Annotated in this window: 20 protein-coding genes and 1 tRNA gene; 13 read left to right on the top strand and 8 right to left on the bottom strand. The window is 58.9% G+C overall.

Annotated elements, in window-relative coordinates; all coding sequences use genetic code 11:
- The first annotated feature begins 357 nt into the window (after positions 1-357).
- Positions 358-1,902 (top strand): trimethylamine methyltransferase family protein, encoded by a 1,545-nt coding sequence (locus GS611_RS03540; RefSeq protein ID WP_171632248.1) that lies wholly within the window; start codon positions 358-360, stop codon positions 1,900-1,902.
- Positions 1,903-1,947: 45 nt separating this feature from the next.
- Here GS611_RS03540 and GS611_RS03535 read toward each other — a convergent pair whose 3' ends face one another.
- Both GS611_RS03535 and GS611_RS03530 read right to left on the bottom strand, forming a co-directional pair.
- Complete coding sequence (locus GS611_RS03535) at positions 1,948-2,193, bottom strand: hypothetical protein (protein WP_117868858.1); 246 nt, start codon at positions 2,191-2,193, stop codon at positions 1,948-1,950.
- 542 nt (positions 2,194-2,735) lie between these two features.
- Complete coding sequence (locus GS611_RS03530) at positions 2,736-6,356, bottom strand: vitamin B12-dependent ribonucleotide reductase (protein WP_171632245.1); 3,621 nt, start codon at positions 6,354-6,356, stop codon at positions 2,736-2,738.
- 542 nt (positions 6,357-6,898) lie between these two features.
- Here GS611_RS03530 and GS611_RS03525 point away from each other — a divergent pair.
- Positions 6,899-7,333: a hypothetical protein gene (locus GS611_RS03525; RefSeq protein ID WP_171632243.1), complete on the top strand. Its 435-nt coding sequence runs from the start codon at positions 6,899-6,901 to the stop codon at positions 7,331-7,333.
- Between the two features lie 11 nt (positions 7,334-7,344).
- Here the strand turns inward: GS611_RS03525 and GS611_RS03520 are convergent.
- The 4 genes from GS611_RS03520 to pdxH all read right to left on the bottom strand — a co-directional run bounded on the left by GS611_RS03520 (position 7,345) and on the right by pdxH (position 9,192).
- Positions 7,345-7,421, bottom strand: a tRNA-Pro gene (locus tag GS611_RS03520).
- A gap of 43 nt (positions 7,422-7,464) precedes the next feature.
- Positions 7,465-7,932, bottom strand: a complete 468-nt coding sequence (locus GS611_RS03515) for a DUF192 domain-containing protein (protein WP_171632240.1) — start codon at positions 7,930-7,932, stop codon at positions 7,465-7,467.
- Between the two features lie 5 nt (positions 7,933-7,937).
- Entirely contained in the window at positions 7,938-8,444 is a 507-nt protein-coding gene (locus GS611_RS03510; protein ID WP_216598188.1) for a cold-shock protein, read from the bottom strand.
- 142 nt (positions 8,445-8,586) lie between these two features.
- Positions 8,587-9,192 (bottom strand): pyridoxamine 5'-phosphate oxidase, encoded by a 606-nt coding sequence (pdxH, locus tag GS611_RS03505; protein ID WP_171632234.1) that lies wholly within the window; start codon positions 9,190-9,192, stop codon positions 8,587-8,589.
- Positions 9,193-9,327: 135 nt separating this feature from the next.
- Here pdxH and fabI point away from each other — a divergent pair, with 135 nt between their 5' ends.
- From fabI to trpE, 5 genes are all read left to right on the top strand, one after another.
- On the top strand, positions 9,328-10,134 hold the full coding sequence (gene fabI / locus GS611_RS03500; RefSeq protein WP_171228263.1) for an enoyl-ACP reductase FabI: 807 nt from the start codon (positions 9,328-9,330) through the stop codon (positions 10,132-10,134).
- 4 nt (positions 10,135-10,138) lie between these two features.
- Positions 10,139-10,648, top strand: a complete 510-nt coding sequence (gene gpt, locus GS611_RS03495; RefSeq protein WP_152458089.1) for a xanthine phosphoribosyltransferase — start codon at positions 10,139-10,141, stop codon at positions 10,646-10,648.
- 21 nt (positions 10,649-10,669) lie between these two features.
- Positions 10,670-11,845 carry an aminotransferase gene (locus tag GS611_RS03490; RefSeq protein WP_171632232.1) on the top strand — a complete coding sequence of 392 codons (1,176 nt, stop codon included), beginning with the start codon at positions 10,670-10,672 and terminating at the stop codon, positions 11,843-11,845.
- Between the two features lie 80 nt (positions 11,846-11,925).
- The gene (locus GS611_RS03485) at positions 11,926-13,767 is read left to right on the top strand and encodes a peptidylprolyl isomerase (RefSeq protein WP_171632230.1); all 1,842 of its coding nucleotides are present in this window, start codon (positions 11,926-11,928) and stop codon (positions 13,765-13,767) included.
- 11 nt (positions 13,768-13,778) lie between these two features.
- Complete coding sequence (trpE, locus tag GS611_RS03480; protein ID WP_171632227.1) at positions 13,779-15,290, top strand: anthranilate synthase component I; 1,512 nt, start codon at positions 13,779-13,781, stop codon at positions 15,288-15,290.
- A 55-nt stretch (positions 15,291-15,345) separates the two neighbouring features.
- On the opposite strand, the gene GS611_RS03475 is transcribed toward trpE, so the two are convergent.
- Entirely contained in the window at positions 15,346-16,779 is a 1,434-nt protein-coding gene (locus tag GS611_RS03475; RefSeq protein WP_171632224.1) for a polysaccharide deacteylase family 2 protein, read from the bottom strand.
- 198 nt (positions 16,780-16,977) lie between these two features.
- Here GS611_RS03475 and GS611_RS03470 point away from each other — a divergent pair, with 198 nt between their 5' ends.
- The 6 genes from GS611_RS03470 to lexA all read left to right on the top strand — a co-directional run bounded on the left by GS611_RS03470 (position 16,978) and on the right by lexA (position 21,803).
- Positions 16,978-17,559 carry an aminodeoxychorismate/anthranilate synthase component II gene (locus GS611_RS03470; protein ID WP_171632221.1) on the top strand — a complete coding sequence of 194 codons (582 nt, stop codon included), beginning with the start codon at positions 16,978-16,980 and terminating at the stop codon, positions 17,557-17,559.
- Entirely contained in the window at positions 17,556-18,575 is a 1,020-nt protein-coding gene (gene trpD / locus GS611_RS03465) for an anthranilate phosphoribosyltransferase (RefSeq protein ID WP_171632218.1), read from the top strand. Before GS611_RS03470 ends, trpD begins: the two co-directional genes overlap by 4 nt.
- Positions 18,572-19,384, top strand: coding sequence for an indole-3-glycerol phosphate synthase TrpC (gene trpC / locus GS611_RS03460; RefSeq protein ID WP_171632216.1), 813 nt, complete (start codon positions 18,572-18,574; stop codon positions 19,382-19,384). The genes trpD and trpC overlap by 4 nt, the downstream gene beginning before the upstream one ends.
- Positions 19,384-19,857 carry a cyclic pyranopterin monophosphate synthase MoaC gene (gene moaC, locus GS611_RS03455; protein WP_171328258.1) on the top strand — a complete coding sequence of 158 codons (474 nt, stop codon included), beginning with the start codon at positions 19,384-19,386 and terminating at the stop codon, positions 19,855-19,857. Before trpC ends, moaC begins: the two co-directional genes overlap by 1 nt.
- Positions 19,854-21,026, top strand: a complete 1,173-nt coding sequence (glp, locus tag GS611_RS03450) for a gephyrin-like molybdotransferase Glp (RefSeq protein ID WP_171632213.1) — start codon at positions 19,854-19,856, stop codon at positions 21,024-21,026. The genes moaC and glp overlap by 4 nt, the downstream gene beginning before the upstream one ends.
- A gap of 78 nt (positions 21,027-21,104) precedes the next feature.
- The gene (gene lexA / locus GS611_RS03445) at positions 21,105-21,803 is read left to right on the top strand and encodes a transcriptional repressor LexA (protein WP_171632210.1); all 699 of its coding nucleotides are present in this window, start codon (positions 21,105-21,107) and stop codon (positions 21,801-21,803) included.
- Here the strand turns inward: lexA and GS611_RS03440 are convergent.
- On the bottom strand, positions 21,797-23,845 hold the full coding sequence (locus GS611_RS03440) for a ComEC/Rec2 family competence protein (RefSeq protein ID WP_171632208.1): 2,049 nt from the start codon (positions 23,843-23,845) through the stop codon (positions 21,797-21,799). The two genes, lexA and GS611_RS03440, sit on opposite strands and share 7 nt — an antisense overlap.
- Between the last annotated feature and the right edge of the window lie 14 nt (positions 23,846-23,859).

The raw sequence follows: 23,859 nt of genomic DNA, 5'->3' as shown, positions 1-23,859 counted from the left end.
AACTGGGATCGCTTTTGTCAGAGTTCAATTCCTTGCACGCAAAGCTCAAGAGTAAGTGAATGCAGTATAACAGATTTCTGTCCTCGAGGGAGAAAATCTGCCTCAGAATTCCGTCAGAGGTTTGTTGGGCAGATATTTGCTGAAGTAAATTCCGTTGAGGTCGCAAACAGAACAGATTGCGTCGCCGTGTTTTGGAATTGTTGCGCCAAACGTTGAGAGGCGGAATGACTGACCACGACTGGAAAATCAGCCTGATCAGCCGCACCATTGGTGCGGACCGGGGACGTGCAGCGAGAGGACGGCCGTAAGCGGCCATTTGCCAGTTCCCCAAACATCTCTCACAGATCGGAAATAGAAATGAACGACCAATCCCGCAACACATCGCGCAGCGGCGGTCGCGCTGCGCGTCGCGCTGCCCGTGCAACCGCATTGCCTGAACATCTGCGCCCCGTGCGCCCCGGTATGGAAGGCGGTGTCCTGAATGTCCTGACCCAAGCACAGATCGAACGTATCCACGAGGCCGCCCTGACCGCATTGGAAACAATTGGTCTGGCGGACGCGCCGCAAAGCGGGATCGACTATCTGGTTGGTGCAGGCTGCGCATTGGGCGACGATGGCCGCGTCCGCTTTCCCCGTGCGCTTGTCGAAGACACGATCGCAAAGGCGAACCGCAATGTCACTTTGTACAGCCGTGACGGGAAATCCGATCTGGACCTGACAGGTACAAAAGTACATTACGGCACGGCTGGTGCAGCCGTTTCAATGGTCGACGTGCATGGTCGCGAGTATCGCGATTCAACCGTTCAGGATTTGCACGATGCCGCACGTATCTGCCAACAGCTTGACAATATTCACTTTGTTCAGCGCCCCATGGTCTGTCGCGACATCACGGACAACCTGGAAATGGACCTGAACACGATCTACGCCAGCTGTTCAGGAACATTCAAACACGTCGGCACATCCTTCACGGAACCCAGCCACGTCGCCCCCGCGATGGAGATGATCTATATGATCGCGGGCGGCGAAGATAAATATCGCGAGCGACCATTTGTGTCGAACTCGAACTGCTTCGTCGTCCCACCGATGAAATTCGCCACTGAAAGCTGCGAAGTGATGGAGGAATGCATCAAGGCCGGAATGCCGGTTCTGTTGCTGTCAGCCGGAATGGCCGGCGCCACCGCGCCATCAACCATCGCCGGAGCAATCGCCCAGGCCACGGCGGAATGCCTTGCGGGATTGGTTTATGTAAACGCCGTAAGTCCCGGCGCGCCCGCAGTTTTCGGCACCTGGCCCTTTGGTCTTGATCTACGGACCGGCGCAATGTCCATCGGCTCCGGCGAACAAGCCCTGCTGACGGCAGGCTGCGCCCAGATGCACCGTTTCTACGACTTGCCGGGGGGCGCGGCAGCCGGCGCATCAGATTCGAAGCTGCCCGACATGCAGGCCGGGTGGGAACAGATGTGCTCGAACGTGATGGCCGGGCTGTCCGGTCTGAACATGGTATATGAAGCCGCTGGCATGCACGCCTCGCTGCTGGGGTTCTGCTTTGAAAGCCTCATCCTCAGCGACGACCTGATCGGTCAGGCGCAGCGCTGTGTGCGCGGGATCGAAGTGACCGATGAAACCCTGGCACTGGATCAGATCGCATCCGTATGCATGGGCGGCCCCGGTCATTATCTGGGCACCGATGCGACCCTCAGCCGGATGCAGGCCGACTATGTCTATCCGACCTTTGGTGACCGCTCTTCCCCCAAGGAATGGGTGGAGCTTGGCAAGCCGGATCTGGTTGAAAAGGCAGTGGCCCGAAAGAATGAGATCCTGTCCACCCCGTCGGCGGCCCGGTTCGACCCGGTTCTGGATGCTGAGATTCGAGAAAAATTCAACATTCACTTGCCGTTATAGCATCAGAAAAAGCGGCCCGATGAGTGTCGGGCCGCCCTTTCTTGTCTACCCGTTGCTGGGTGGAAGCAAACCTGCCTCTTGTGCAACGGCCACTTCATCAGCATCCAGCGCCCCGTCGCCATTTGCGTCCATCGCCGAAAATGTATCAGCGTCAACGTCGGGCAACACGGCCTGAATTTCTTCGATGGTCAGAACGCCATCGCCATTGGCGTCGGTTGAGGACTGCGCCGAGAGCACTCCCGGCAAGGTCAGTGCAGCAATGGAAATCCCAATCAAGTACTGCGGTTTCATTTTCGTGCCTCCTGGATAAGTTGATTATGTCTTCGTCCGGACAGGCCCCAGAAACACCGGAACAGCCGCAGGCGTCACCCGTTTTACGTGATTTCCGGGAAATCGCGCCAATCTTTGCGTGTTTGCCCGAGTCGGTGTTGCGACACACCGCCGGGCAAAACCTTGCCAGACCCGTTTCGGCAGAACTTGCCCGACAGGCATGGCCCGATCCGGCAGGACCGCGCTTATCCGGGCAACCAGTCGCAAAAAAGAAAGGGGGCCGAAGCCCCCTGTCAGTTTCGCCATCCAGGCTCATTTCGTTGACCGCCCGGTGTTTTTTTTGCCTGCGGCCTGGACGTCGCATGGAACGAGCGCACCCGTTCCGTGAAAGAGTGGGAGGGAGCAAATATTCCGCCCCACCCTGTTTCCGGCCAACACGGGCATGTCGGCCGAGTGGACCAAGGCATCAACGGTAAGTCTCAGTGCCTTGCTCCGTATTCGTCGGGGTCGGTACCTGTGGCAGCTATCCGACCCCTGCACCCCGGGATGCCGGGGCGCTAAACTCAGCTACACCCGCTTGTCGCGCCACAGGTGTTGCATTTCATGCAGGTGCCGTTGCGCACCAGCGTGTAGTTTCCGCATTCGCCGCAGGGATCGCCCTCGTACCCCTGCATCTTGGCCTTTGTGCGGGCGTCCATTCCGGTGGCCACCGCCGTTTCGGCTGCCGGTGCTTCGAAGGAAGCCGCTGGTTCAGCCATACCGTTTACCTCGACCTGACCCGCGTTGAACACAGCCAGATCTTGCGGCAAGCGCTTGCGCAGATAGCCGGTGGAGCTGATTTGTTTCAGCACTTCCAACGACTTGGACGCGGCTGTATCGCTGATTTCCGATACATTCGAGACACCCTCGTCCTCGCCCCGACCCAAATCGTCAAAGGTTGCGCCTTCGGGTTTCACGTGGGCCAGATCGGTGCGGTCCAGATAGGACACGGCCAGTTCGCGGAAGATGTAATCCAGGATCGACGTTGCGTTCTTGATCGAGTCGTTGCCCTGCACCATCCCCGCGGGTTCGAACTTGGTGAAGGTGAAGGCGTCCACGAATTCTTCCAGCGGCACGCCGTATTGCAGACCGACCGACACGGCGATGGCAAAGTTGTTCATCATCGCACGGAAGCCAGCGCCTTCCTTGTGCATGTCGATGAAAATCTCGCCCAGCTGGCCGTCTTCGAACTCACCGGTGCGCAGATAGACCTTGTGGCCACCAACGATTGCCTTCTGGGTATAGCCCTTGCGGCGATGCGGCAGTTTCTCACGATGGCTGCGGATGATCTCTTTGACCACAACCTTCTCGATCACCTTTTCGGCCAGAACGACAGCCTTTTCCTGCGCCGAGCCGCTCTCCAGCACCTCTGCCGCCTCATCGTCATCCTCGACCAGTGCTGCCGCCAGCGGTTGAGACAGTTTCGAACCGTCACGATAGAGCGCGTTGGCCTTCACACCCAGCGACCAGCTGAGTTCATAGGCTTTCTGGCAATCCTCGATGGTCGCGTCATTCGGCATGTTAATCGTCTTCGAGATCGCACCCGAGATGAAGCTCTGTGCCGCCGCCATCATGGTGATATGGCTTTCAACTCCAAGGAAACGCTTGCCTTTTTTCCCGCACGGGTTGGCGCAGTCGAAGATCGAATAATGCTCTTCCTTCAGATGCGGCGCACCTTCCAGCGTCATGGTTCCGCAGACATGGTCGTTGGCCGCGTCGATATCCGCCCTGGTAAAGCCCAGATGGCGCAGCAGATCGAAGGTCGGATCATTCAGCTTGGTCGCCGGGATGCCCAGAACACCGGTGCAGAAATCCTCGCCCAGTGTCCACTGGTTGAAGACAAACCGGATGTCGAACGCGCTTTCCAGCGCGGCGTCCACCTTGGCCAGTTCATTCGGGCCAAAGCCATGACCGGTCAGCGAGGTGTGGTTGATCCCCGGCGCATTGCCGATGGTGCCGTGACCAACTGCGTAGGATACGATCTCTTCGATCTGCGACGAGGAATAGCCCAGCTTTTCCAGCGCCGAAGGCACCGAGCGGTTGATGATCTTGAAATACCCGCCACCGGCCAGCTTCTTGAACTTCACCAGCGCAAAGTCAGGCTCGATTCCGGTGGTGTCGCAATCCATCACCAGACCGATGGTGCCGGTGGGCGCGATCACGGTGGCTTGCGCGTTGCGATAACCGTTCTTCTCACCAAGGCTCAGCGCCTCGTCCCAGGCGGACATGGCCAGATCGACCAGGCGCTTGTCCGGGCAGTTGCCGTGATCCAGCGGCACCGGTTTGACGGCCAGTTTCTCGTAGCCTTCCGTCACACCCTGCGCCGCGCGGCGGTGGTTGCGGATGACACGCAGCATATGCTCGGCGTTGCGCTCATAGCCTTTGAACGGGCCAAGCTCTCCGGCAATTTCAGCCGATGTCGCATAGGCCACGCCGGTCATGATCGCGGTCAGCGCACCGCAGATCGCCCGGCCTTCGTCCGAGTCGTAGCTATAGCCCATGTTCATCAGCAGACCGCCGATATTGGCATAACCCAGACCCAGCGTGCGAAAGTCATAGGACAGTTGCGCGATTTCCTTCGACGGGAACTGCGCCATTGTCACCGAGATTTCCAGCGTCAGTGTCCACAGGCGTGAGGCATGCATGTAGTCCGCCGCCTGGAACTCACCATCCTTCAGGAAGGTCAGCAGGTTCATCGAGGCCAGGTTACAGGCCGTGTCATCCAGGAACATGTATTCCGAGCACGGGTTCGAGCCGCGGATCTCACCATCTTCGGGGCATGTGTGCCATTCATTGACGGTATCGTGGAACTGGATGCCCGGATCGGCGCAAGCCCACGCGGCGTGGCCGACCTTTTCCCAAAGATCACGCGCCTTGACGGTGCGGGCAACCTTACCATCAGTGCGGTTGATCAACTCCCAATCGGCGTCTTTTTCAACGGCGGTCAAGAACGCGTTGGTCACACGGATGGAGTTGTTCGAGTTCTGACCCGAAACCGAGCTGTAAGCTTCCGAATCCCAGTCTGTGTCGTAGGTTGGGAACTCGATGCTGTCGTGGCCCTGCTTGGCATAATCCAAGACACGCTTGATGTAAGTTTCCGGGATTGCGACCTTTTTCGCTTCACGAACCGCCTTTTTCAGCGCGTCGTTCTTGTTCGGATCATAGGCGTCATCGGCAGATCCATCCCAAGACCGGATGGCCTCGAAAATGCCGTTCAGCATCTTCTCGTGCATCTTCGATCCGGCAACGATCGAGGCCACCTTCTGTTCTTCAATCACCTTCCATTCGATGAATTGCTCGATGTCCGGGTGATCTGCATCGACGATCACCATCTTTGCTGCCCGACGGGTTGTCCCGCCTGATTTGATCGCGCCAGCGGCGCGGTCGCCGATCTTGAGAAAGCCCATAAGGCCCGAGGACTTGCCGCCACCCGACAGTGCCTCGCCTTCGGCCCGCAGATGGCTGAAGTTAGTGCCTGTTCCGCTCCCGTATTTGAACAGGCGCGCCTCGCGCACCCACAGATCCATGATGCCGCCTTCATTCACCAGATCATCATCGACTGACTGGATGAAGCACGCGTGCGGCTGAGGATGCTCATAGGCCGATTTCGACTTGGTCAGCTTGCCGGTCTTGTAATCGACATAGTGGTGCCCCTGCGCCGGGCCATCGATTCCATACGCCCAGTGCAGGCCCGTGTTGAACCACTGCGGCGAATTCGGCGCCGCGCGCTGGGTTGCCAGCATATAGCGCATCTCGTCGAAATAGGCGCGCGCGTCTTCCTCGGTCGAGAAATAGCCGCCCTTCCAGCCCCAATAGGCCCAGGCACCGGCCAGACGGTCGAACACTTGCTTGGATGATGTTTCTCCTTCGAACTCTGCGCCGTCCGCGGGAACCGATCGCCACAGGAATTCAGGAACGTCTTTTTCTTTCACTTTCTTGAGCTTGGTGGGCACCCCCGCCTTGCGGAAGTATTTCTGCGCAATCACATCACTTGCGACCTGCGACCAGCTCGAGGGGACTTCGATGTCATCCAGACGAAAAACGATTGTACCGTCCGGATTTCGGATTTCAGATGTTGCAGACACAAAATTCAGTTCCGCATAGGCGTCCTGATCCGGTTTGGTGAATTTTCTTTCAATCTTCATGTCCGCAGCCCTGGTTAATACAGCTCAATTTCCGATTCCCGACACCAAATCTTGTGTTGCAGGGTGTCGCCCACAACGCCCTGAGACGCGCGCAAAAAGGTACTGTTCGCTGTCTGAAACAGCGCAAAGCCGCAAATGCGACCGCACGTAAAACGATTGTGCTTTTCCGACCCTCGCCCGCTGCCTTTTCCGGATTATACACCAGATATTGTGGCAATCTCGTTGGCCCATACAATTTGACGTATGTTCCCATAGAAGGTCAACGCCCTTTTTCGGTCATTTTCCAAATCTTTTTTGTTGACCTGATGGTTGCGTGAAGCCTTCTGCGTGCAGGTCGCGATTCCTCCACAACTTCATCCACGGCGTATTTCCGCCGATATTTTGAACTCTCAAAATGAATTCCCGTTTTTACCAGCATAGTTATCTGCATTTGATCAACCAACGACATGCTGGTTACGCTGAAACGGAATCAATGCTGTCCGGGCGGACTGTCCCGCGCCATGTGCCGAACGGTCTACCCACGAGCGAGGGAGCTCAAGCGAATGAAGTTGTTTCATTTTATCCCGGCCACAGCCTGCATCGTGGCCTGCGCACCACAGGATGTGCCCATCCCGTCACGCAGCGCACAGTTCGACTCCTTCCCTCAACGACTGTTCGACACGTTTGAAACCAGCTGCTCGGGCCCTGGCGAGTCTTTCACGAAAACCGGGAATCAAATCTTTGAATGCAGCGAGTTCCTGCCCCCCAAGGCGACAGCTTATCTGATTCTGAACTATGACGGCCATCCGCAGGAGCTGCCGCAAAGCGTCATGCGCCTTACGTCAACAAAAACAAACGCAGGGTATCGCGTGGACGCGCGTGTTTTCTTCCGCGTCCCGCAAAAATCCGGTGCGGCAGTTGAAGTTCCGGTTGAAAGCAAGGTTCTGAACCAAGCCATCAGCGAGCTCTACCAGACAATGGGTGGCTCGCCGAATTAGCTTGATGGAAGTGGTCGGGGCGGCAGGATTCGAACCTACGACCCCCTGTACCCAAAACAGGTGCGCTACCAGACTGCGCCACGCCCCGGACCGTGCGCCTTCCTAACGACGCCGATCTGATTTGAAAAGCCCTAACAGGGCCAAATTGCAGGTCCTTGCGAAAAAATTTCGTGCTTCATCTGTGTCCCGGGCCCGATAGAGTAGCGCGCGGACAATCCTGCATTGATTTCCAGCACCGCAAATACGGAATCGCCCCCTTCAATCGGCGTAAGATCACCCGGAATCGCCTCTTCATGCACACGCGTCACCAAACCGGTGCGATCCAGAAATACCATATCGAGCGGGATCAGGGTGTTCTTCATCCAGAACGCAACGGGCTGCGGCGGATCAAAGACGAACAGCATACCGGATCGAGCCGGCAACGATTCGCGAAACATCAAACCGCGGGATCGCTCTTGCGGAGTAACGGCGACTTCCACATTAAATTGCACTGTCGCACTGTCATTTCTGAGCGTGACACGGTCCGATCTGCATGCGGCAGCGGCAACTCCTGTCCACAAAGTTACGAAAATGGTCAAGAGGATCCGAAGCCGTTTCATTCGGTTCAGCTATCCAAAGCCGCTTCCCAGGCCAGAACCTGCGCGGCCATCCGACCCCGCTTGCCGTCGATCACCCTCATGGCCAGCGCTTCACCAGGTTGCAGATCGGCAAGCCCCGAGCGGCGCAGCACCTCGATATGAAGGAATACGTCTTCGTTGCGCCCAAACACATTGGCGAATCCGAAACCTTTGCCCTTGTCGAACCATTTCACCCGCGCGGCTTCCAGCGGCGCTTTTGCAATGACCTCCGGATCCAACTCGGCAAAATCAGCTAGCATCATCGAGTCGGTCCGCGCCGGCGGATCAATCGCAACGACCTCGACCGCCTGAACCCCTCGGTCCGTGCGGTGAGTCATGATTTCAATGCTGGCGCCATCCGCAACCGAGCTCTGGCCGTAGTTGCGCAGAACATTCACATGCAACAGAATATCCGGGCCGCCCTCTTCGGACACAACAAAGCCAAACCCCTTGGCGGGGTCGAACCATTTTACGTGTCCACGGACGCGGTACATGTTGTTCAGGTCTTCTGGCACGGTTTTCCCATCGCGAATTTCAGCAGTTCGTTAAGGGTTTGTTGTTTAGGGGAATGGCAGACAAATTCAAGCTGAAAAGATTGTTTGTTTTCTGCCTGTTGCATTTCACGACACGTGAACGTCATGGATTCAACCTTTCAACATGCCATGCCGATCCCGGCTCAATTCGTTGCCATCTAAACCGGTCATGCAAGCGGAATGCACCATCGGCCCAGAACTCAATCTCGGTGGGCGTCAATCTGTACCCGCCCCAATACGGCGGACGCGGTGGATTTGGCCCAAGTTTCGCCGTCACTTTCGCGACCTCTGCCATCAAAGCTGCCCGGCTTGAAAGCGGTTGCGACTGCTTTGAAGCCCACGCGCCCAGGCGGCTTTTCAATGACCTTGATGCATAATATTCATCAGCCTGGGGCCCATTTTCACGACGTATTATACCACGAACACGAAGCTGACGCCGCAAAGATTTCCAATGCATCACAAATGCAGCTTTTCCGGCTGCATCCAGTTCCTTGGCCTTGGCGCTTTCGTAGTTCGTATAAAAAACAAACGAGTCCGCTTCGATTTCCTTGAGCAACACCATGCGAGCATTTGGCATGCCATCTGGATCAACGGTTGCAAGCGCAATCGCATTCGGGTCGTTCAATTCGCTTTCTTCAGCCTCGGCAAGCCACCGGGCCGCTATTTCAAACGGATCGGAGCCAGCAAAGATGCCATCACGCTCGGTCATTTCCATCCCCTGGAAAGTATTAACGACGAACCTAAGGCGAGAACCCGCTGCGGGCAAGAGCGCACGGCCTTGATGCAACGCAACCAATGGCATAAACCAACTCAACATAACGCGAAGACAGGCGGAGAACCGAACATGTCAAATCAGTTGATGGCCGGCAAGCGCGGCCTCATCATGGGACTGGCCAATGACAAATCAATCGCATGGGGAATCGCCCGCGCCTTGTCGAACGCCGGGGCCGAGCTGGCCTTTTCCTATCAGGGCGAGGCTTTGAAAAAGCGCGTCGACCCGCTGGCGGCGCAATTGGGCAGCGAAATCGTTCTGCCCTGCGACGTCAGTGACGAAGCGTCCATAGACGCGCTGTTTGCAGCGCTGGAAGAGAAATGGGGCAAGCTGGACTTCGTCGTCCACGCCATCGGCTTTTCCGACAAGAACGAGCTGCGCGGTCGCTATGTCGACACCAGCCGCGCGAATTTCAAACTGACGATGGATGTGTCGGTATATTCCTTCACAGCCGTGATGCAGCGTGCCGAAAAGATGATGTCAGAAGGCGGCAGCGCTGTGACCCTGACCTATTACGGCGCCGAGCAGGTCATGCCGCACTATAATGTCATGGGCGTTGCCAAGGCCGCGCTGGAGGCGTCGGTCAAATACCTGGCCGAGGATCTGGGCAAGGATGGCATCCGCGTAAACTCGATCTCGGCCGGCCCGATCAAGACGCTGGCCGCCAGCGGCATCGGCGATTTCCGCTATATCATGAAGTGGAACGAATATAACTCGCCCCTGCGCCGGAACGTGACCATTGACGATGTCGGAAACTCGGCGCTGTATCTTCTGTCGGATTTGTCCAGCGGCGTAACCGGTGAGAATCTGCATGTGGATTCGGGGTATCACATTGTCGGCATGAAGGCCGTTGACGCCCCGGACGTTGAAAAAGGTTAAGAACATGAGCGCCAAGGACCGCCTGCCCCACGAAAAAGGCTTTCACATCAGCTGGGACCAGATTCATCGCGATTCGCGTGCACTGGCCTGGCGTCTTGACGGGCAAGGTCCCGATGATGGCAACTGGCGGGGTGTTGTCGCAATCACGCGCGGCGGCATGGCGCCTGCGATGATCGTCAGCCGAGAACTGGACATCCGTACGGTCGATACGATCAGCGTGCGTTCATACCACCACCAGGAACAGGGTGAAGCAGAGGTGTTGAAATCTCCGGACGCCGACCTGATGGGTGACGGAACCGGTATTCTGATCATCGACGACCTGGTCGACAGCGGAAAGACGTTGGAACTGGTTCGGGACATGTACCCGAATGCGCATTTCGCGACGGTTTACGCCAAACCCAAGGGCCGCCCGATGGTGGATACCTTCATCACCGAGGTCAGCCAGGACACATGGATCTTCTTCCCATGGGATATGGCCCTTCAATATGTCGAGCCGTATCGCGGCACCGATTGATTTCTGAACAGTAGACCGCTCATGACGCTCAGCCGCACCGCCGCAACATTCGCCCCTCCGGTGATGGAGGCGCGCCGATGGGTCGAGGGCGTTGCCTTCCCATCCGACCGCCCGTTGATCAACGTAAGCCAGGCGGCCCCGGTCGATCCGCCGCCGCTGGCCTTGCGGAAGGCTATGGCCGAGTTCGCCGTTCGCGAAGACAGCGCACATCTTTACGGCCCGGTATTGGGCAATGACGATCTGCGCGCCGAACTGGCGGCGCAGATCAGTTCTCACTATGCGGCGCAGGTAGATGCACCTCGGATCGCCATCACCTCGGGCTGCAATCAGGCGTTTTCGGCCGTGATATCGGCGATTACCGGCGAAGCGGATGAGGTCATTCTGCCAACCCCCTGGTATTTCAACCACAAAATGTGGCTGGACATGGCCGGAGTACAGGCCGTGGACCTGCCGACCGGAGAGGATCTTTTGCCCGATCCAGAGCGTGCGCGCGGATTGATTACCGACAAGACACGCGCCATTGCGCTGGTCACGCCCAACAATCCGGGCGGCGTAGAATACCCTACCGAACTGGTCAGGGCCTTTTTCAACCTGGCCCGTAAAACCGGGATCCGCCTGATCGTCGATGAAACCTATCGCGATTTCGACAGCCGCAGCGGCCCCCCGCATGATCTGTTTCAGCAACCCGGGTGGGACGAAACGCTTGTCCACCTTTACTCTTTCTCCAAGGCTTATCGTCTGACGGGCCACAGGGTGGGTGCCATCGCAACAAACCCGGCGTTGTTGGCCGAGGTCGAGAAATTTCTGGATACGGTCGCCATTTGCCCGGGCCAGATCGGCCAGTTCGCAGCGTTGTGGGGAATGCAAAACCTGTCGCAATGGCTGGCCGGCGAGCGTGACGAAATTCTTGACCGTCGTGCGGCCATTGCAGAAGGAATGCCGGCGCTTGAAGCCCGGGGGTGGCGGCTTTTGGGACTTGGCGCCTATTTTGCCTATCTCGAACATCCGTTCGACATGCCGTCAGACGAGCTTGCGCGCCGTCTGGTCAGCGAAGCTGGCGTGCTGCTGTTGCCCGGCACCATGTTCATGCCCGATCATGACCCGGCTGGAAAACGGCAGGTCCGCATTGCTTTTGCCAATCTGGATCGGGCCGGGCTGGGCCAATTGTTCGACCGGTTGCAGGCCCTGTCCTTCTAAGCTTGCCCCTCGGCGGTGTGCGTCGTATTCAGGGCCGCAACCGACAGGGCAGAACTCTGCCGAAAAAACAAGAGGGCATCATGGCCGCAGGCGCTAAAAGTCTTTCGAAAACCTTTGTCTGGATTCTGATGGGCCTGCTGATGCTGGGCCTTGCGGGATTTGGCGCGGTCAACCTCAGCGGGACGATCCGCACAGTTGCGACAGTCGGCGACGAAAGCATCTCGGTCGATGACTACGTGCGCGAATTGCAGCGCGAGATTCGAGCGGTGGAGGCACAATCCGGGCAACCTTTGCAGATGTCGCAAGCCCGCGATCTGGGTCTGGACCGAAACGCCCTTGCCCGCCTGACCGCTTTGGCGGCGCTGGACAACGAGGTCGGTCAGCTTGGGATTTCCATCGGCGATGAGAACCTTCAGCAAGAGATCATCTCGATCCCGGCATTTCAGGGTGTCAACGGAACTTTTGACCGTGAATCCTATCGCTTTCAGCTTGAACAGGTCGGCATGACCGATTCCGAATTCGAATCCGATCTGCGCAAGGAATCCGCCCGAACCATCGTACAGGGCGCAATCATGGGCGGCGTGAAAATGCCGGCAACGCTGACGGACACGATGATCGATTATATCGGCGCGCGGCGCAGCTTTGCTGTTGCAACTGTTGGAACGGAAGCGCTGGATACACCTGTGGCCGATCCAACGGACGCACAGATCCAGGCATTCTATGATGACAATGGGGACCAGTTCATGCTGCCCCGCACCAAGCAGCTGACTTACGCGATTCTGTCGCCAGCAATGTTGGTGGACACGGTCGAAATCGACGAAGACGCGCTGCGCAAACTCTATGAAGAACGATCCGACGAATACAACCAGCCTGAACGCCGTTTGGTCGAACGTCTGAACTTCCCAAGCGAACAGGCCGCCAAGGACGCTTTGGCGCAGCTTGAGGTTGGCGGCACAACGTTCGAACAGTTGGTTCGGGATCGCGATCTGGAACTGAATGACATCGATCTGGGCGACGTGACGCGTGAGGATCTGGGCGAAGCTGCGGACGCCGTTTTTGCGGCCGAGCTTGACACTGTCGTGGGCCCGTTGCCTTCGGTGTTTGGTCCGGCCCTGTTCCGCGTCAACGGATCACTGGCTGCGAACACTGTTCCATTTGAAGAGGCCGAGCCGGCACTTCGCGAAGAGTTGGCGACTGAACGCGCCCGCCGTCTGATCGAAGCGCAATCCGAAGATATCAACGACATGCTGGCAGGCGGTGCCACGCTGGAAGAACTGGCGGAAGAAACCGAAATGGAACTGGGTCAGATCGACTGGACTCGTGACAGCGACGAAGGTGTTGCGGCCTATGACGGGTTCCGAGCGGCCGCAGAAGCCGTGCAGGAAGGAGATTTCCCTGAAATCGCATTCCTGGAAGATGGGTCAATTTTTGCCCTGCGCCTGGACGAGGTTCTGCCGCGTCGCCCGGAACCGCTGGAGAGCGCGCGCGACCGTGTCGCCGAGGCCTGGCAACAGGCCGAGATCAACAAAGCCCTGCGCGAAAAGGCGGATGCCATTCTGAACCAACTGGCACCTGACGGTGATTTCGCAGCGACCGGCCTGCCCTTCCGCGTCGAAAACGCCCTGACCCGCACAGCGTTTCTGGATGATGTTCCGGCCAGTTTCATGAACGAAGTTTTCGCGATGGAACCGGGCGAGATGCGCGTTGTTGAGGGCAATGGTGCGGCTTGGATAGTGCGTCTGGATGAAACCCTGCCGCCGGCGGATACGGATGAACTGCGTCAGTTGCGTGATGCCCTGAGCTCGCAGATGGATCAGGCTTTGGCACAGAATATCTTTAACGCCTACGTACGTGACGCCCAGACCCGGGCGCGCCCCGTGGTGGATCAACAGGCGCTGAACGCCGTGCAGGCGAGCTTTTAAACGAGACCGATATGGCCCTGACACCCGATTTCGAAACCTTCGCGCGCGCCTATGATGCGGGCGAAAACCAGGCTGTATATACGCGTCTGGCCGCCGATCTGGACACACCTGTGTCACTGATGCTCAAGCTGACGGGCGCGCAGAAAGATGCGTTCATGCTGGAATCGGTTACAGGCGGAGAGGTTCGTGGCCGCTATTCGATCATTGGCATGAAACCTGATCTGGTCTGGCGCTGTCATGGGGAAACCTCGGAACTGAATCGCTCGGCTCGGTTCGATGCCGAGGCGTTCTCGCCCCAAGATGGCAACCCGATGGACAACCTGCGTGCGCTTCTTGCCGAGAGCCGCATGGAATTGCCCGATGACCTGCCACAGGCCGCTACCGGGCTGTTCGGGTATCTGGGTTATGACATGGTTCGGCTGGTGGAACACCTTCCGGATGTGAACCCTGATCCGCTGGGTTTGCCCGATGCGATCATGCTGCGCCCGTCTGTCATCGCAGTGCTGGATGGGGTCAAGGGTGAGGTGACGGTGGTTTCACCCGCCTGGGCCAGCGACGGTCAATCGGCCAAGGCGGCCTATGCGCAGGCGGCTGAGCGTGTGATGGATGCGGTCCGCGACCTGGAACGTGCCATGCCCGCGGAAACCCGCGATCTGGGCGACGCGCGCGAGGTCGCCGCGCCGGTGTCGAACTTTACCAAGTCCGGCTATATGGAGGCGGTTGAAAAGGCCAAGGAATACATCCGCGCGGGTGACATCTTTCAGGTTGTCCCGGCACAGCGCTGGACGCAGGATTTTCCGCTGCCGCCTTTTGCTCTCTACCGATCCTTGCGGCGCACCAATCCGTCACCCTTCATGTTCTACTTCAACTTCGGCGGTTTTCAGGTGGTGGGCGCAAGCCCCGAAATCCTGGTGCGTGTGTTTGGCAATGAAGTCACCATTCGCCCCATCGCAGGCACGCGCCCACGTGGCGCGACGCCCGAAGAAGACAAGGCGAACGAGCTGGATCTGCTGGCCGACAAGAAAGAACTGGCCGAGCATCTGATGCTGCTGGATCTGGGTCGCAACGATACCGGTCGTGTGTCAAAGATCGGAACCGTGCGTCCGACAGAAGAGTTCATCATCGAACGCTACAGCCACGTGATGCACATCGTATCAAACGTTGTAGGCGAACTGGCCGAAGACAAAGACGCTTTGGATGCCTTTTTTGCGGGTATGCCGGCAGGTACGGTTTCGGGCGCGCCCAAAGTGCGCGCGATGGAGATCATCGACGAGCTGGAGCCTGAAAAACGCGGCGTTTACGGCGGCGGCGTCGGCTATTTCAGCGCGGGCGGAGACATGGACATGTGTATTGCCCTGCGCACCGCCATCGTGAAAGATCAGAAACTCTATATCCAAGCTGGGGGTGGTGTTGTTTACGACAGCGACCCCGAAGCCGAGTTCATGGAAACTGTTCATAAATCCAACGCCATACGGCGCGCGGCAGCTGACGCCGCCCGGTTCACCGGCAACGGAAACGGCTAAAAAAGGGGCGGCCGATCAGATGATCACCGCCTCTTTTCGTTGCTGTCTGTGCGGGTCACTGCACCTGTTTCATCATGACAGCCGAGATCGGAGCCATTGCCACGCGGTTGCCCCGATCTTCCAGCCCCCACAGCAACAGGGCTGAAATCGTCTCGGCACGCACGCGCCCCAGCATGACCACTGTCCCTTCCTGCCCCGCACGGAACGCGGCCTGATCCAGGAATCTGCGCATGATTTTGGGATCCTGCCGTGCGCCGTCGATATCGCGGAAAACGACACTGGACGGAATTCCGTTTCGCGCCGCCAGTTTCTGCACGGTGTTGAGCCCATTGTCCTGCGTAATCAGCCCCCGGCCGGTTCCCGCAGCAATCGCGGCGACCTGATCAGCCAGTTTGCGATTGCCCTGAATCCCGCTGTTCACACCTTCCAGAATACCAACCGTTTCCGGCAGGGTATCCAGCCACACCGACAGCGACACCTCGGCGTCCTGCGCGCTTGCCGCCTCGGGCAGATCCGCCAGGACCAGCACCTCGAACCCGGCGTTGCGGTGACGGGCCATCTTTTCTGCCGCGTCAGGATCCGATGGGTTCACGGCAAAGCTGATCGGATAGGGAAAGTCCTGCAAAGCCTCGGACCCGAATGCACCCTCGTCATCGATCAGAATGATGGACATCAGCGGCTTGGATTCGGGGTTTTCGAACTTTGCCGCAAAACGCTCGATCGGCTTGGCCGATTTCGCCGGTTCAGCCGAGGCCTGTTCCACGACGGGCTCATCATCCCGTTCCGTCAGCGGAACGACGCGTTTTCCGATGATCGAGCTGGCACTTGCTTTCTGCTCACCCCCGATCTGGGGCAGCGCAGCGATGCGCGGCAGCTCCCGAGGCATGGTGTCTTCATCCCCCTCCACGGCAATCGGGCTGTTTTCAAAGGGGTTCTGTTCTTCGGCTTCTGTCGACTCTGGCTCCGGTTCTGGCACCGCCCGTGGCAGAGGGTCTGGCTCGGGCGCAAGCGCGGCCACCTCGGTGTTCTCGGGCTCTGTTGGCGGGGCCGGTGTTTCATCAATGACGGCAGGCAGCGCATCGTCTGGCTGAATCGCGGGAACCTGACTTGGCTCTGGCAGGGCGGCGGGCGCTTCGATCACGAATGACACTTCATTTGCACCTGCCGCTTCCGGTTGGTTCAGCGCGTCCGTTGCCGCGCCGACAACCGGCTGGGAATCGATTGACGTTTCCAGCCCCGACAGATCGGCCAGATCCTCGCCTGCGTCATCGGCGGCTTCTGGCGCACGCGGGGCAAGTTCCACCAGATCGGCGTCAGAACCGGCGTCTGCCACTTCAGCCGGAGCCTCGGGAGTCTCAGAAATCGTCGGCGCCGGTGCTTCGGTTGCAACAACCGGGGTATTCACCATCGGCGTCTTGAGTGACACAACCGCACCCAAGATCAAAACAACGATCGCGCCCGCGACCATTCCTCCGAAAAATCCGCCCATTTTCCTGCCTTTCGCCTCTTTCCTCTGCCTCGTCCAGCTCTGCGCCATCTGGTGTGGCGCTCGGCCAATTGAACGCGCTAGAAACGGGATGTCCTCTTGACGCTGCCGCTCAAGCCTGAGCATGTATGTGCGGACATTATACCGTGGCCCGGGGCTGCATCGCCAGCCCGAAATGCCCAAGCGAAGATAAGTGCCCAAATGCTGCTGCTGATCGACAACTACGACTCGTTTACCTACAATTTGGTACATTATTTAGGCGAACTTGGTGCCGAAATGGTCATTCGCCGAAATGATGCGCTGGACGTGCAGGAAGCGATGGCCATGAACCCCGCCGGCATACTGCTGAGCCCCGGCCCCTGCGACCCGGATCAGGCGGGGATTTGCCTGGCACTGACGGAAGCCGCCGCAGAAACCAAAACGCCGCTAATGGGGGTTTGCCTGGGCCATCAGACCATAGGCCAGGTGTTTGGCGGCAAGGTGGTTCGGTGCCACGAGATCGTTCATGGCAAGATGGGCACGGTGAAGCACACCGGCAAGGGGTTGTTTGCCGGGCTGCCCTCACCCTTTGAGGCAACGCGCTACCATTCGCTGGTGGTCGAGCGCGAGACCCTGCCCGATTGCCTGGAGATCACGGCCCAGCTGGACGACGGCACGATCATGGGATTGCAGCACAAGGAATTGCCGATCCACGGTGTGCAGTTCCATCCGGAATCCATCGCATCCGAGCACGGTCACGCCCTTCTCAAAAACTTCCTGCAAGAACTGAAAGTCCCGGCATGAGCGACGCGCTGAAACCGCTGATCGGAGCCGCTGCCGATCGTCCTTTGACACGTGCCGAGGCTGAAAAAGCCTTTGCCATACTGTTCGATGGCGAAGCCACGCCCAGCCAGATCGGCGGATTGCTGATGGCCATGCGGACACGCGGTGAGACGGTCGATGAATACGCCGCGGCAGCCGCCGTGATGCGTTCGAAATGCAATGCCGTGAACGCACCCGAGGGGGCGATGGATATCGTCGGCACCGGCGGCGACGGCAAAGGCACCCTGAACATCTCGACCGCGACCGCTTTTGTCGTGGCCGGTGCCGGAGTCACGGTCGCGAAACACGGCAATCGCAACCTGAGCTCCAAATCCGGCGCGGCGGACGCATTGGGCCAGATGGGTATCAACGTAATGGTCGGCCCGCAAGTTGTTGAAAATGCGCTGAAAGACGTTGGAATCGGCTTCATGATGGCGCCAATGCACCACCCTGCCATCGCCCATGTGATGCCGTCCCGGCAAGAATTGGGAACGCGCACGATCTTCAATATTCTTGGCCCCCTGACCAACCCTGCCGGCGTCAAACGGCAATTGACCGGCGCCTTCAGCCGCGACCTGATCCACCCGATGGCCGAAACGCTTGGCCTGCTGGGCTCGGACCGGGCCTGGCTGGTGCATGGTTCGGACGGGACCGACGAGCTTACGATCACCGGCATCAGCTGGGTCGCCGCTCTGGAAGACGGGATTGTGAAAGAGGTCGAACTGCACCCCGAAGACGCAGGTCTTCCGGTGCATCCGTTCGAGGACATCATCGGTGGCTCGCCCGAGGAAAACGCCGTTGCGTTCCGGGCTTTGCTGGAAGGTGCCCCGTCTGCGTATCGTGACGCGGTGCTGCTGAATTCGGCCGCCGCTCTGGTCGTCGCCGAAGCGGCAAAAGATCTGCGCGAAGGCGTGGCCATGGCTGCTGAAAGCATTGACAGTGGCAATGCCAAAATTAAAATTACGGCCTTGGCCGCCAAGACACAGGAAGCCGCATGACCGACACCGTTCTGGATAGAATCAAAGCCTACAAACTGGAAGAAGTCGCGGCGGACAAAGCGCAGAAATCCCTGGAAACACTGGAAAGTGAGGCCCGGTCCGCCTCGGAACCTCGTGGCTTTGCCAATGCGCTGCAACACGCCTCGCGGCAAGGCTATGGCCTGATCGCAGAGGTCAAGAAAGCCAGCCCGTCCAAAGGACTGATCCGGCCGGATTTCGACCCGCCGGTTCTTGCAAAGGCTTATGAAGATGGTGGCGCGACATGTTTGTCCGTCCTGACCGACACCCCCAGTTTTCAGGGTCAAAAAGAGTATCTGACGCAGGCGCGCGAGGCGACATCCCTGCCCGCCTTGCGCAAGGATTTCATGTACGACCCGTATCAGGTGGTCGAAGCACGCGCCCTGGGGGCGGATTGCATTCTGATCATCATGGCCTCGGTCAGCGATGATCAGGCGGCTGAACTGGAAGACACTGCATTCGATTGGGATATGGATGTTCTGATCGAAGTACACGACGAGGCAGAGCTTGAACGCGCGGCACAGCTGAAAAGTCCGCTGATCGGTATCAACAACCGCAATCTGAAGACCTTCGAGACAACGCTCGACACGACGCGCCGCCTGTCCAAGCTGGTGCCCGCCGATCGCACCATCGTGTGCGAAAGCGGTCTGGGTACACCAGACGACCTGAAGGACATTGCACGCTATGGGGCCCGCTGCTTCTTGATCGGAGAAAGCCTGATGCGCCAGGACGATGTGGAAGCGGCAACGCGCCATATCCTGTCAAACCCGCTGATCCCCGGAGTGATGTGATGCCACTGACCCATTTCGATGCCCAAGGTCAGGCACATATGGTCGATGTCTCGGACAAGGAGGTGACAGATCGCGTCGCCATTGCCGAAGGTCACATCAGGATGGCGCCGGAAACTTTTGAAATCATTTCCGAAGGTCGCGCCAAGAAAGGCGATGTTCTGGGCATTGCCCGCTTGGCTGGCATCATGGGCGCAAAGAAAACGCCGGACCTTATTCCGCTGTGTCATCCTTTGCCGGTGACCAAAGTGGCCGTCGAGCTGACTCTTGACCCGGACCTGCCGGGTGTTCGGATCCAGGCCACCGTCAAGACCTCGGGCCAGACCGGGGTAGAGATGGAAGCGCTGACCGCCGTATCGACAGCCGCCTTGACCGTATACGACATGACCAAGGCCGTCGATAAGGCGATGGAGATAGGCGGCATTCGCGTTCTGCTTAAAGATGGCGGTAAATCAGGGCGTTACGAGGCGAAATGATTACTGTCGAAGAGGCGCGCGCCCTGTTGTTCGATCTCGTGGGGCCTTTGCCGGCCGAAGAGGTACCACTGGCCCAGTCCGCAGGGCGCGTGCTTTCGCGGGATGTCACGGCCACGCGGGATCAGCCGCCTTTTGCCGCCTCTTCCATGGATGGCTATGCAGTCAAATCTGACGAGGTCGAACTGCACGCCATGTTCAAAGTTGTGGGCGAGTCAGCCGCCGGGCGTCGTTTTGAGGGCGCTGTAGGCCCCGGACAGGCCGTTCGCATCTATACCGGCGCCCCTGTGCCCGAGGGCGCGGATTTCGTTGTGATTCAAGAGGATACGGACCGCCGCGGTGATCTTCTGACGATCACGGACACACCCGGCGCAAAAACGAACATCCGACCCGCTGGCGTGGATTTCAAGGCTGGCACGTCCATATCGGCCCCGCGTTTGATCCGCGCTGAAGATGTGGCCTTGATGGCCGCGATGAACATCCCTCGCGTCCCTGTGTCGCGCAGACCCGTGATCGCCCTCATCTCGACTGGTGATGAGTTGGTCATGCCCGGGGAAGAACCCGGCCCGGATCAGATCATTGCATCGAACACATTTGGCCTGAAGGCAATGCTCGAAGGATTGGGGGCTGTGGTGCGCGTGCTTCCGATCGCGCGGGATACTGTTTCGTCGCTTGAAACGGCCTTTGGCCTTGCGCAGGGGGCGGATCTGGTCGTGACGATCGGCGGAGCGTCGGTTGGCGATTATGACCTCGTGTCGGACGTCTCGCAGGGGTTGGGGATGAAGCAATCCTTCTACAAGATCCGAATGCGCCCCGGAAAACCTCTGATGGCCGGTCGTATCGGCAACGCGGCGATGGTCGGGTTGCCGGGCAATCCGGTCAGTGCCATGGTCTGCGGCTATCTGTTTCTGGCCCCGATGGTGCGCCGGATGCTGGGGCTTGAACAGGTGCTGCCGCCCTTCCGCACGGCCCGGCTGAGTGGTCCTTTGCCCGAGAATGGCCCGCGCGAGCATTATATGCGCGCCGTGGTGACGGATGCCGGTATCGAAGCTTGCGCAGATCAGGACAGTTCCCTTCTCAGCGTATTGGCTCAGTCCAACGCGCTTTTGGTCCGCGCCCCACACGATCCGGCGCGCGACATCGGGGAAATGGTCGAATATCTGCCAATCTGATGTAACCTCAAATTCGTTGACACAAAACGTGAACATGCGTAGAACAAAAGAAAACGCATGAGCGACGAGGTGTGAGCGATGCTGACCAAGAAGCAATTGGATTTGCTGGAATTCATCCACAAACGCGTGCAGGCAGACGGTGTTCCGCCCAGTTTTGATGAAATGAAGGCTGCTCTCGACCTGCGGTCGAAATCCGGCATTCACCGGTTGATCACCGCACTGGAGGAACGCGGGTTTATCCGCCGCCTTGCCCATCGCGCTCGGGCCATTGAGATCGTGAAATTGCCCGAAAGCCTTGGCGGCGAGCCGACGGCCGGCTTTACGCCACGTGTGATCGAAGGCGACCGGCCCAAGGGCCCCCGCCCTGCGAATATGGAGCCTGTATCGGTGGACGCGCTCGAACTGCCGGTCATGGGCCGGATCGCAGCCGGTGTTCCCATCGAAGCAATCAGCCATGTATCGCATCACGTGGCCGTCCCCGGCCCCATGGTTTCGGGACAGGGTCAGCACTATGCATTGGAAGTTCGCGGCGACTCGATGATCGACGCTGGCATCAATGACGGTGATGTGGTCGTCATCCGGGAAACCTCGACCGCGGATAACGGCGACATCGTGGTTGCCTTGGTCGAGGATCAGGAAGCGACCCTCAAGCGGTACTTCCGCCGCGGCAACGCAATCGCGCTTGAGGCTGCAAACCCGGCTTATGAAACGCGCGTCCTGCCCGAAGAAAAGGTCAAGGTTCAGGGCCGGTTGGTCGGACTGATCCGCACCTATTGAGCCTGATTGGAATGACGGTCCCCGGCAGGTTTCGGGGACCAAAGCCGATGACCTGTCATGTCCGCGCTCGAGGTCAACTTTCCGTTCGAAACCGACAGGCTGCCGGTTTCGTACAACCGTTCCGGATCGAACACCCCGCACGAACCTTGCAGGGCAAGCGCAACGGCCGAGATGATAATCTGGTTTTTCTGGCATTCATCAAACGCCCGCGCCGCCCGTTTTCCGGTGATATGGATGATCTCAAAATCATTCAACTGGTATCGTTGCACGATGTCGCTGTCCGGCCATCTGAGCGCCGCCTCGATCTGATCAACACCGTCTCCGTCATTTTCAAGCCAAACACCGGCGACAAACCCGCTGCCTTTGCTTTTGCTGAGGGCCCGCCCCTTGTCGGTCATGACCCCCACCAATCCGCCGTTTTCAGCGATCAGGACATCCGGTCTGTGCCCCGAGTTCCAAAGCAGAAATGCCAGGACAACAGGCACTGCTCCGGCCCACCGTGCTTGTCCCTGCCACAAGGCCATCCACAAGGCGCCGAGTGCGACCAGGGGCAGGATGTACCAAGGCGGGCTGACCACAAAACCCTGCGCGCCATCAAGGTGCGACACCCAGTCCGAAACCGTAAGGATCCAATGCAACGCCCACCCCATGACGGTCAGGGCAATTGCCTCCAGTCCAAATGGGGCCAGAAGCGCCGCAACGACGGCGGAGGGCACGACAGAAAGACCCATGACAGGAACGGAAAGCAGGTTGGCAAGCAGACCGTAATGGGACATCGTATTGAAATGCGCGGCACCTATGGGGGCTGTTGCAAGGCCTGCAATTGCCGATGACATCACCACGCCGACGACGGGCTTCAACCAGTTTGGGCCGGGCATCGGGCGCATCTCTCGCAACGCTCCGAAGACGGCGACCAACGCTGTGGTTGCGGCGAAAGACATTTGAAATCCGGGGCTCAGCAGCGACTCGGGCCGAAGAACCAGCACGATGACGGCGGCAACAGCAACCGCACGCAGCGAAATCGCGCGTCGGTCGATCAACACGGCCCCCAGCATGACGCTGACCATGACAAAGGCCCGTTCGGTTGCTACGTTGCCGCCGGACAACAACAGATAAAGGGTTGCGGCACAAAGCGCGAGAACAGCAGCCACCTTCCGAACCGGAAGTCGCAACGCCACGGGGGGGCACAACGACAGCCCCAACCGACACGCCACGAATACGAAGCCTGTCAGAAGCCCCATATGAAGCCCGGAAATGGCCAGCAGGTGCGCCAGATTGGACGCCCGCAAGGATGATAGCGTCTCCTGCCCCATCCCGCTGCGATCTCCGGTGGTGACGGCGGCGGCAAATCCACCGATTTCACCGGGCAGGATCTGCCTGACCCGCTGCGAAATGGCCATGCGGATCGCAGTGACCCGAATGCCGTCGATCCCTTCGGTCGCTGGTGCGATGGTCATGATCGGGACGCGGGTATACCCGACCGCGCCCAATCGTTGAAACCAGGCATGACGGCGAAAGTCGAAACCTCCGGGCTCGACCGGGCCCTGCGGCGGCGAAAGATGACCTGTGGTCATAATACGCTGCCCCGGTGCGATTGCGCCCGTTGGAACATGAACGGAAAGACGGATGCGCTGCGGTCTGCGCTCCTGAGGTACATCCCCTATGCGTACCTGATCAAGCGTCAACCGCAACGCATCCGAGGCAGACCGATCCATGGCGACGACCCTCCCCTCGACAGGGCCATAATATCGCCACGACAGTACCGGTTCTGCCACCATATGGGCGCGAACGCCTGCCAGAATGAAACCGGCAGCGATCAGCGCCCCCCCGATTGCCAACGTTCCCACCCCCGGTGGCAGCCGGCGGCGCAAGGCGACAAGAGCGATTCCAAGACAGACAAGACCGGCATAAACTGACCAATCCGGCTCGACGCGGACGCCGAAATAAAGACCAATCCCCGTCGCCAGCAAAACCGGCGTCCAAGGGAAAAGGTAGCCTGTCTGGTGCAGCAGCGCGGCCTCGACCCGTGCAAGAACACGCATGGTTGCCCCCGTCC

Origin of the sequence: Ruegeria sp. HKCCD6119, from assembly GCF_013110585.1 — a bacterium.
In the GTDB taxonomy this organism is placed as follows: domain Bacteria; phylum Pseudomonadota; class Alphaproteobacteria; order Rhodobacterales; family Rhodobacteraceae; genus Ruegeria.
The sequence above is the reverse complement of the archived record's forward strand: the minus strand, read 5'-3'. Positions and strand labels throughout refer to the sequence as shown.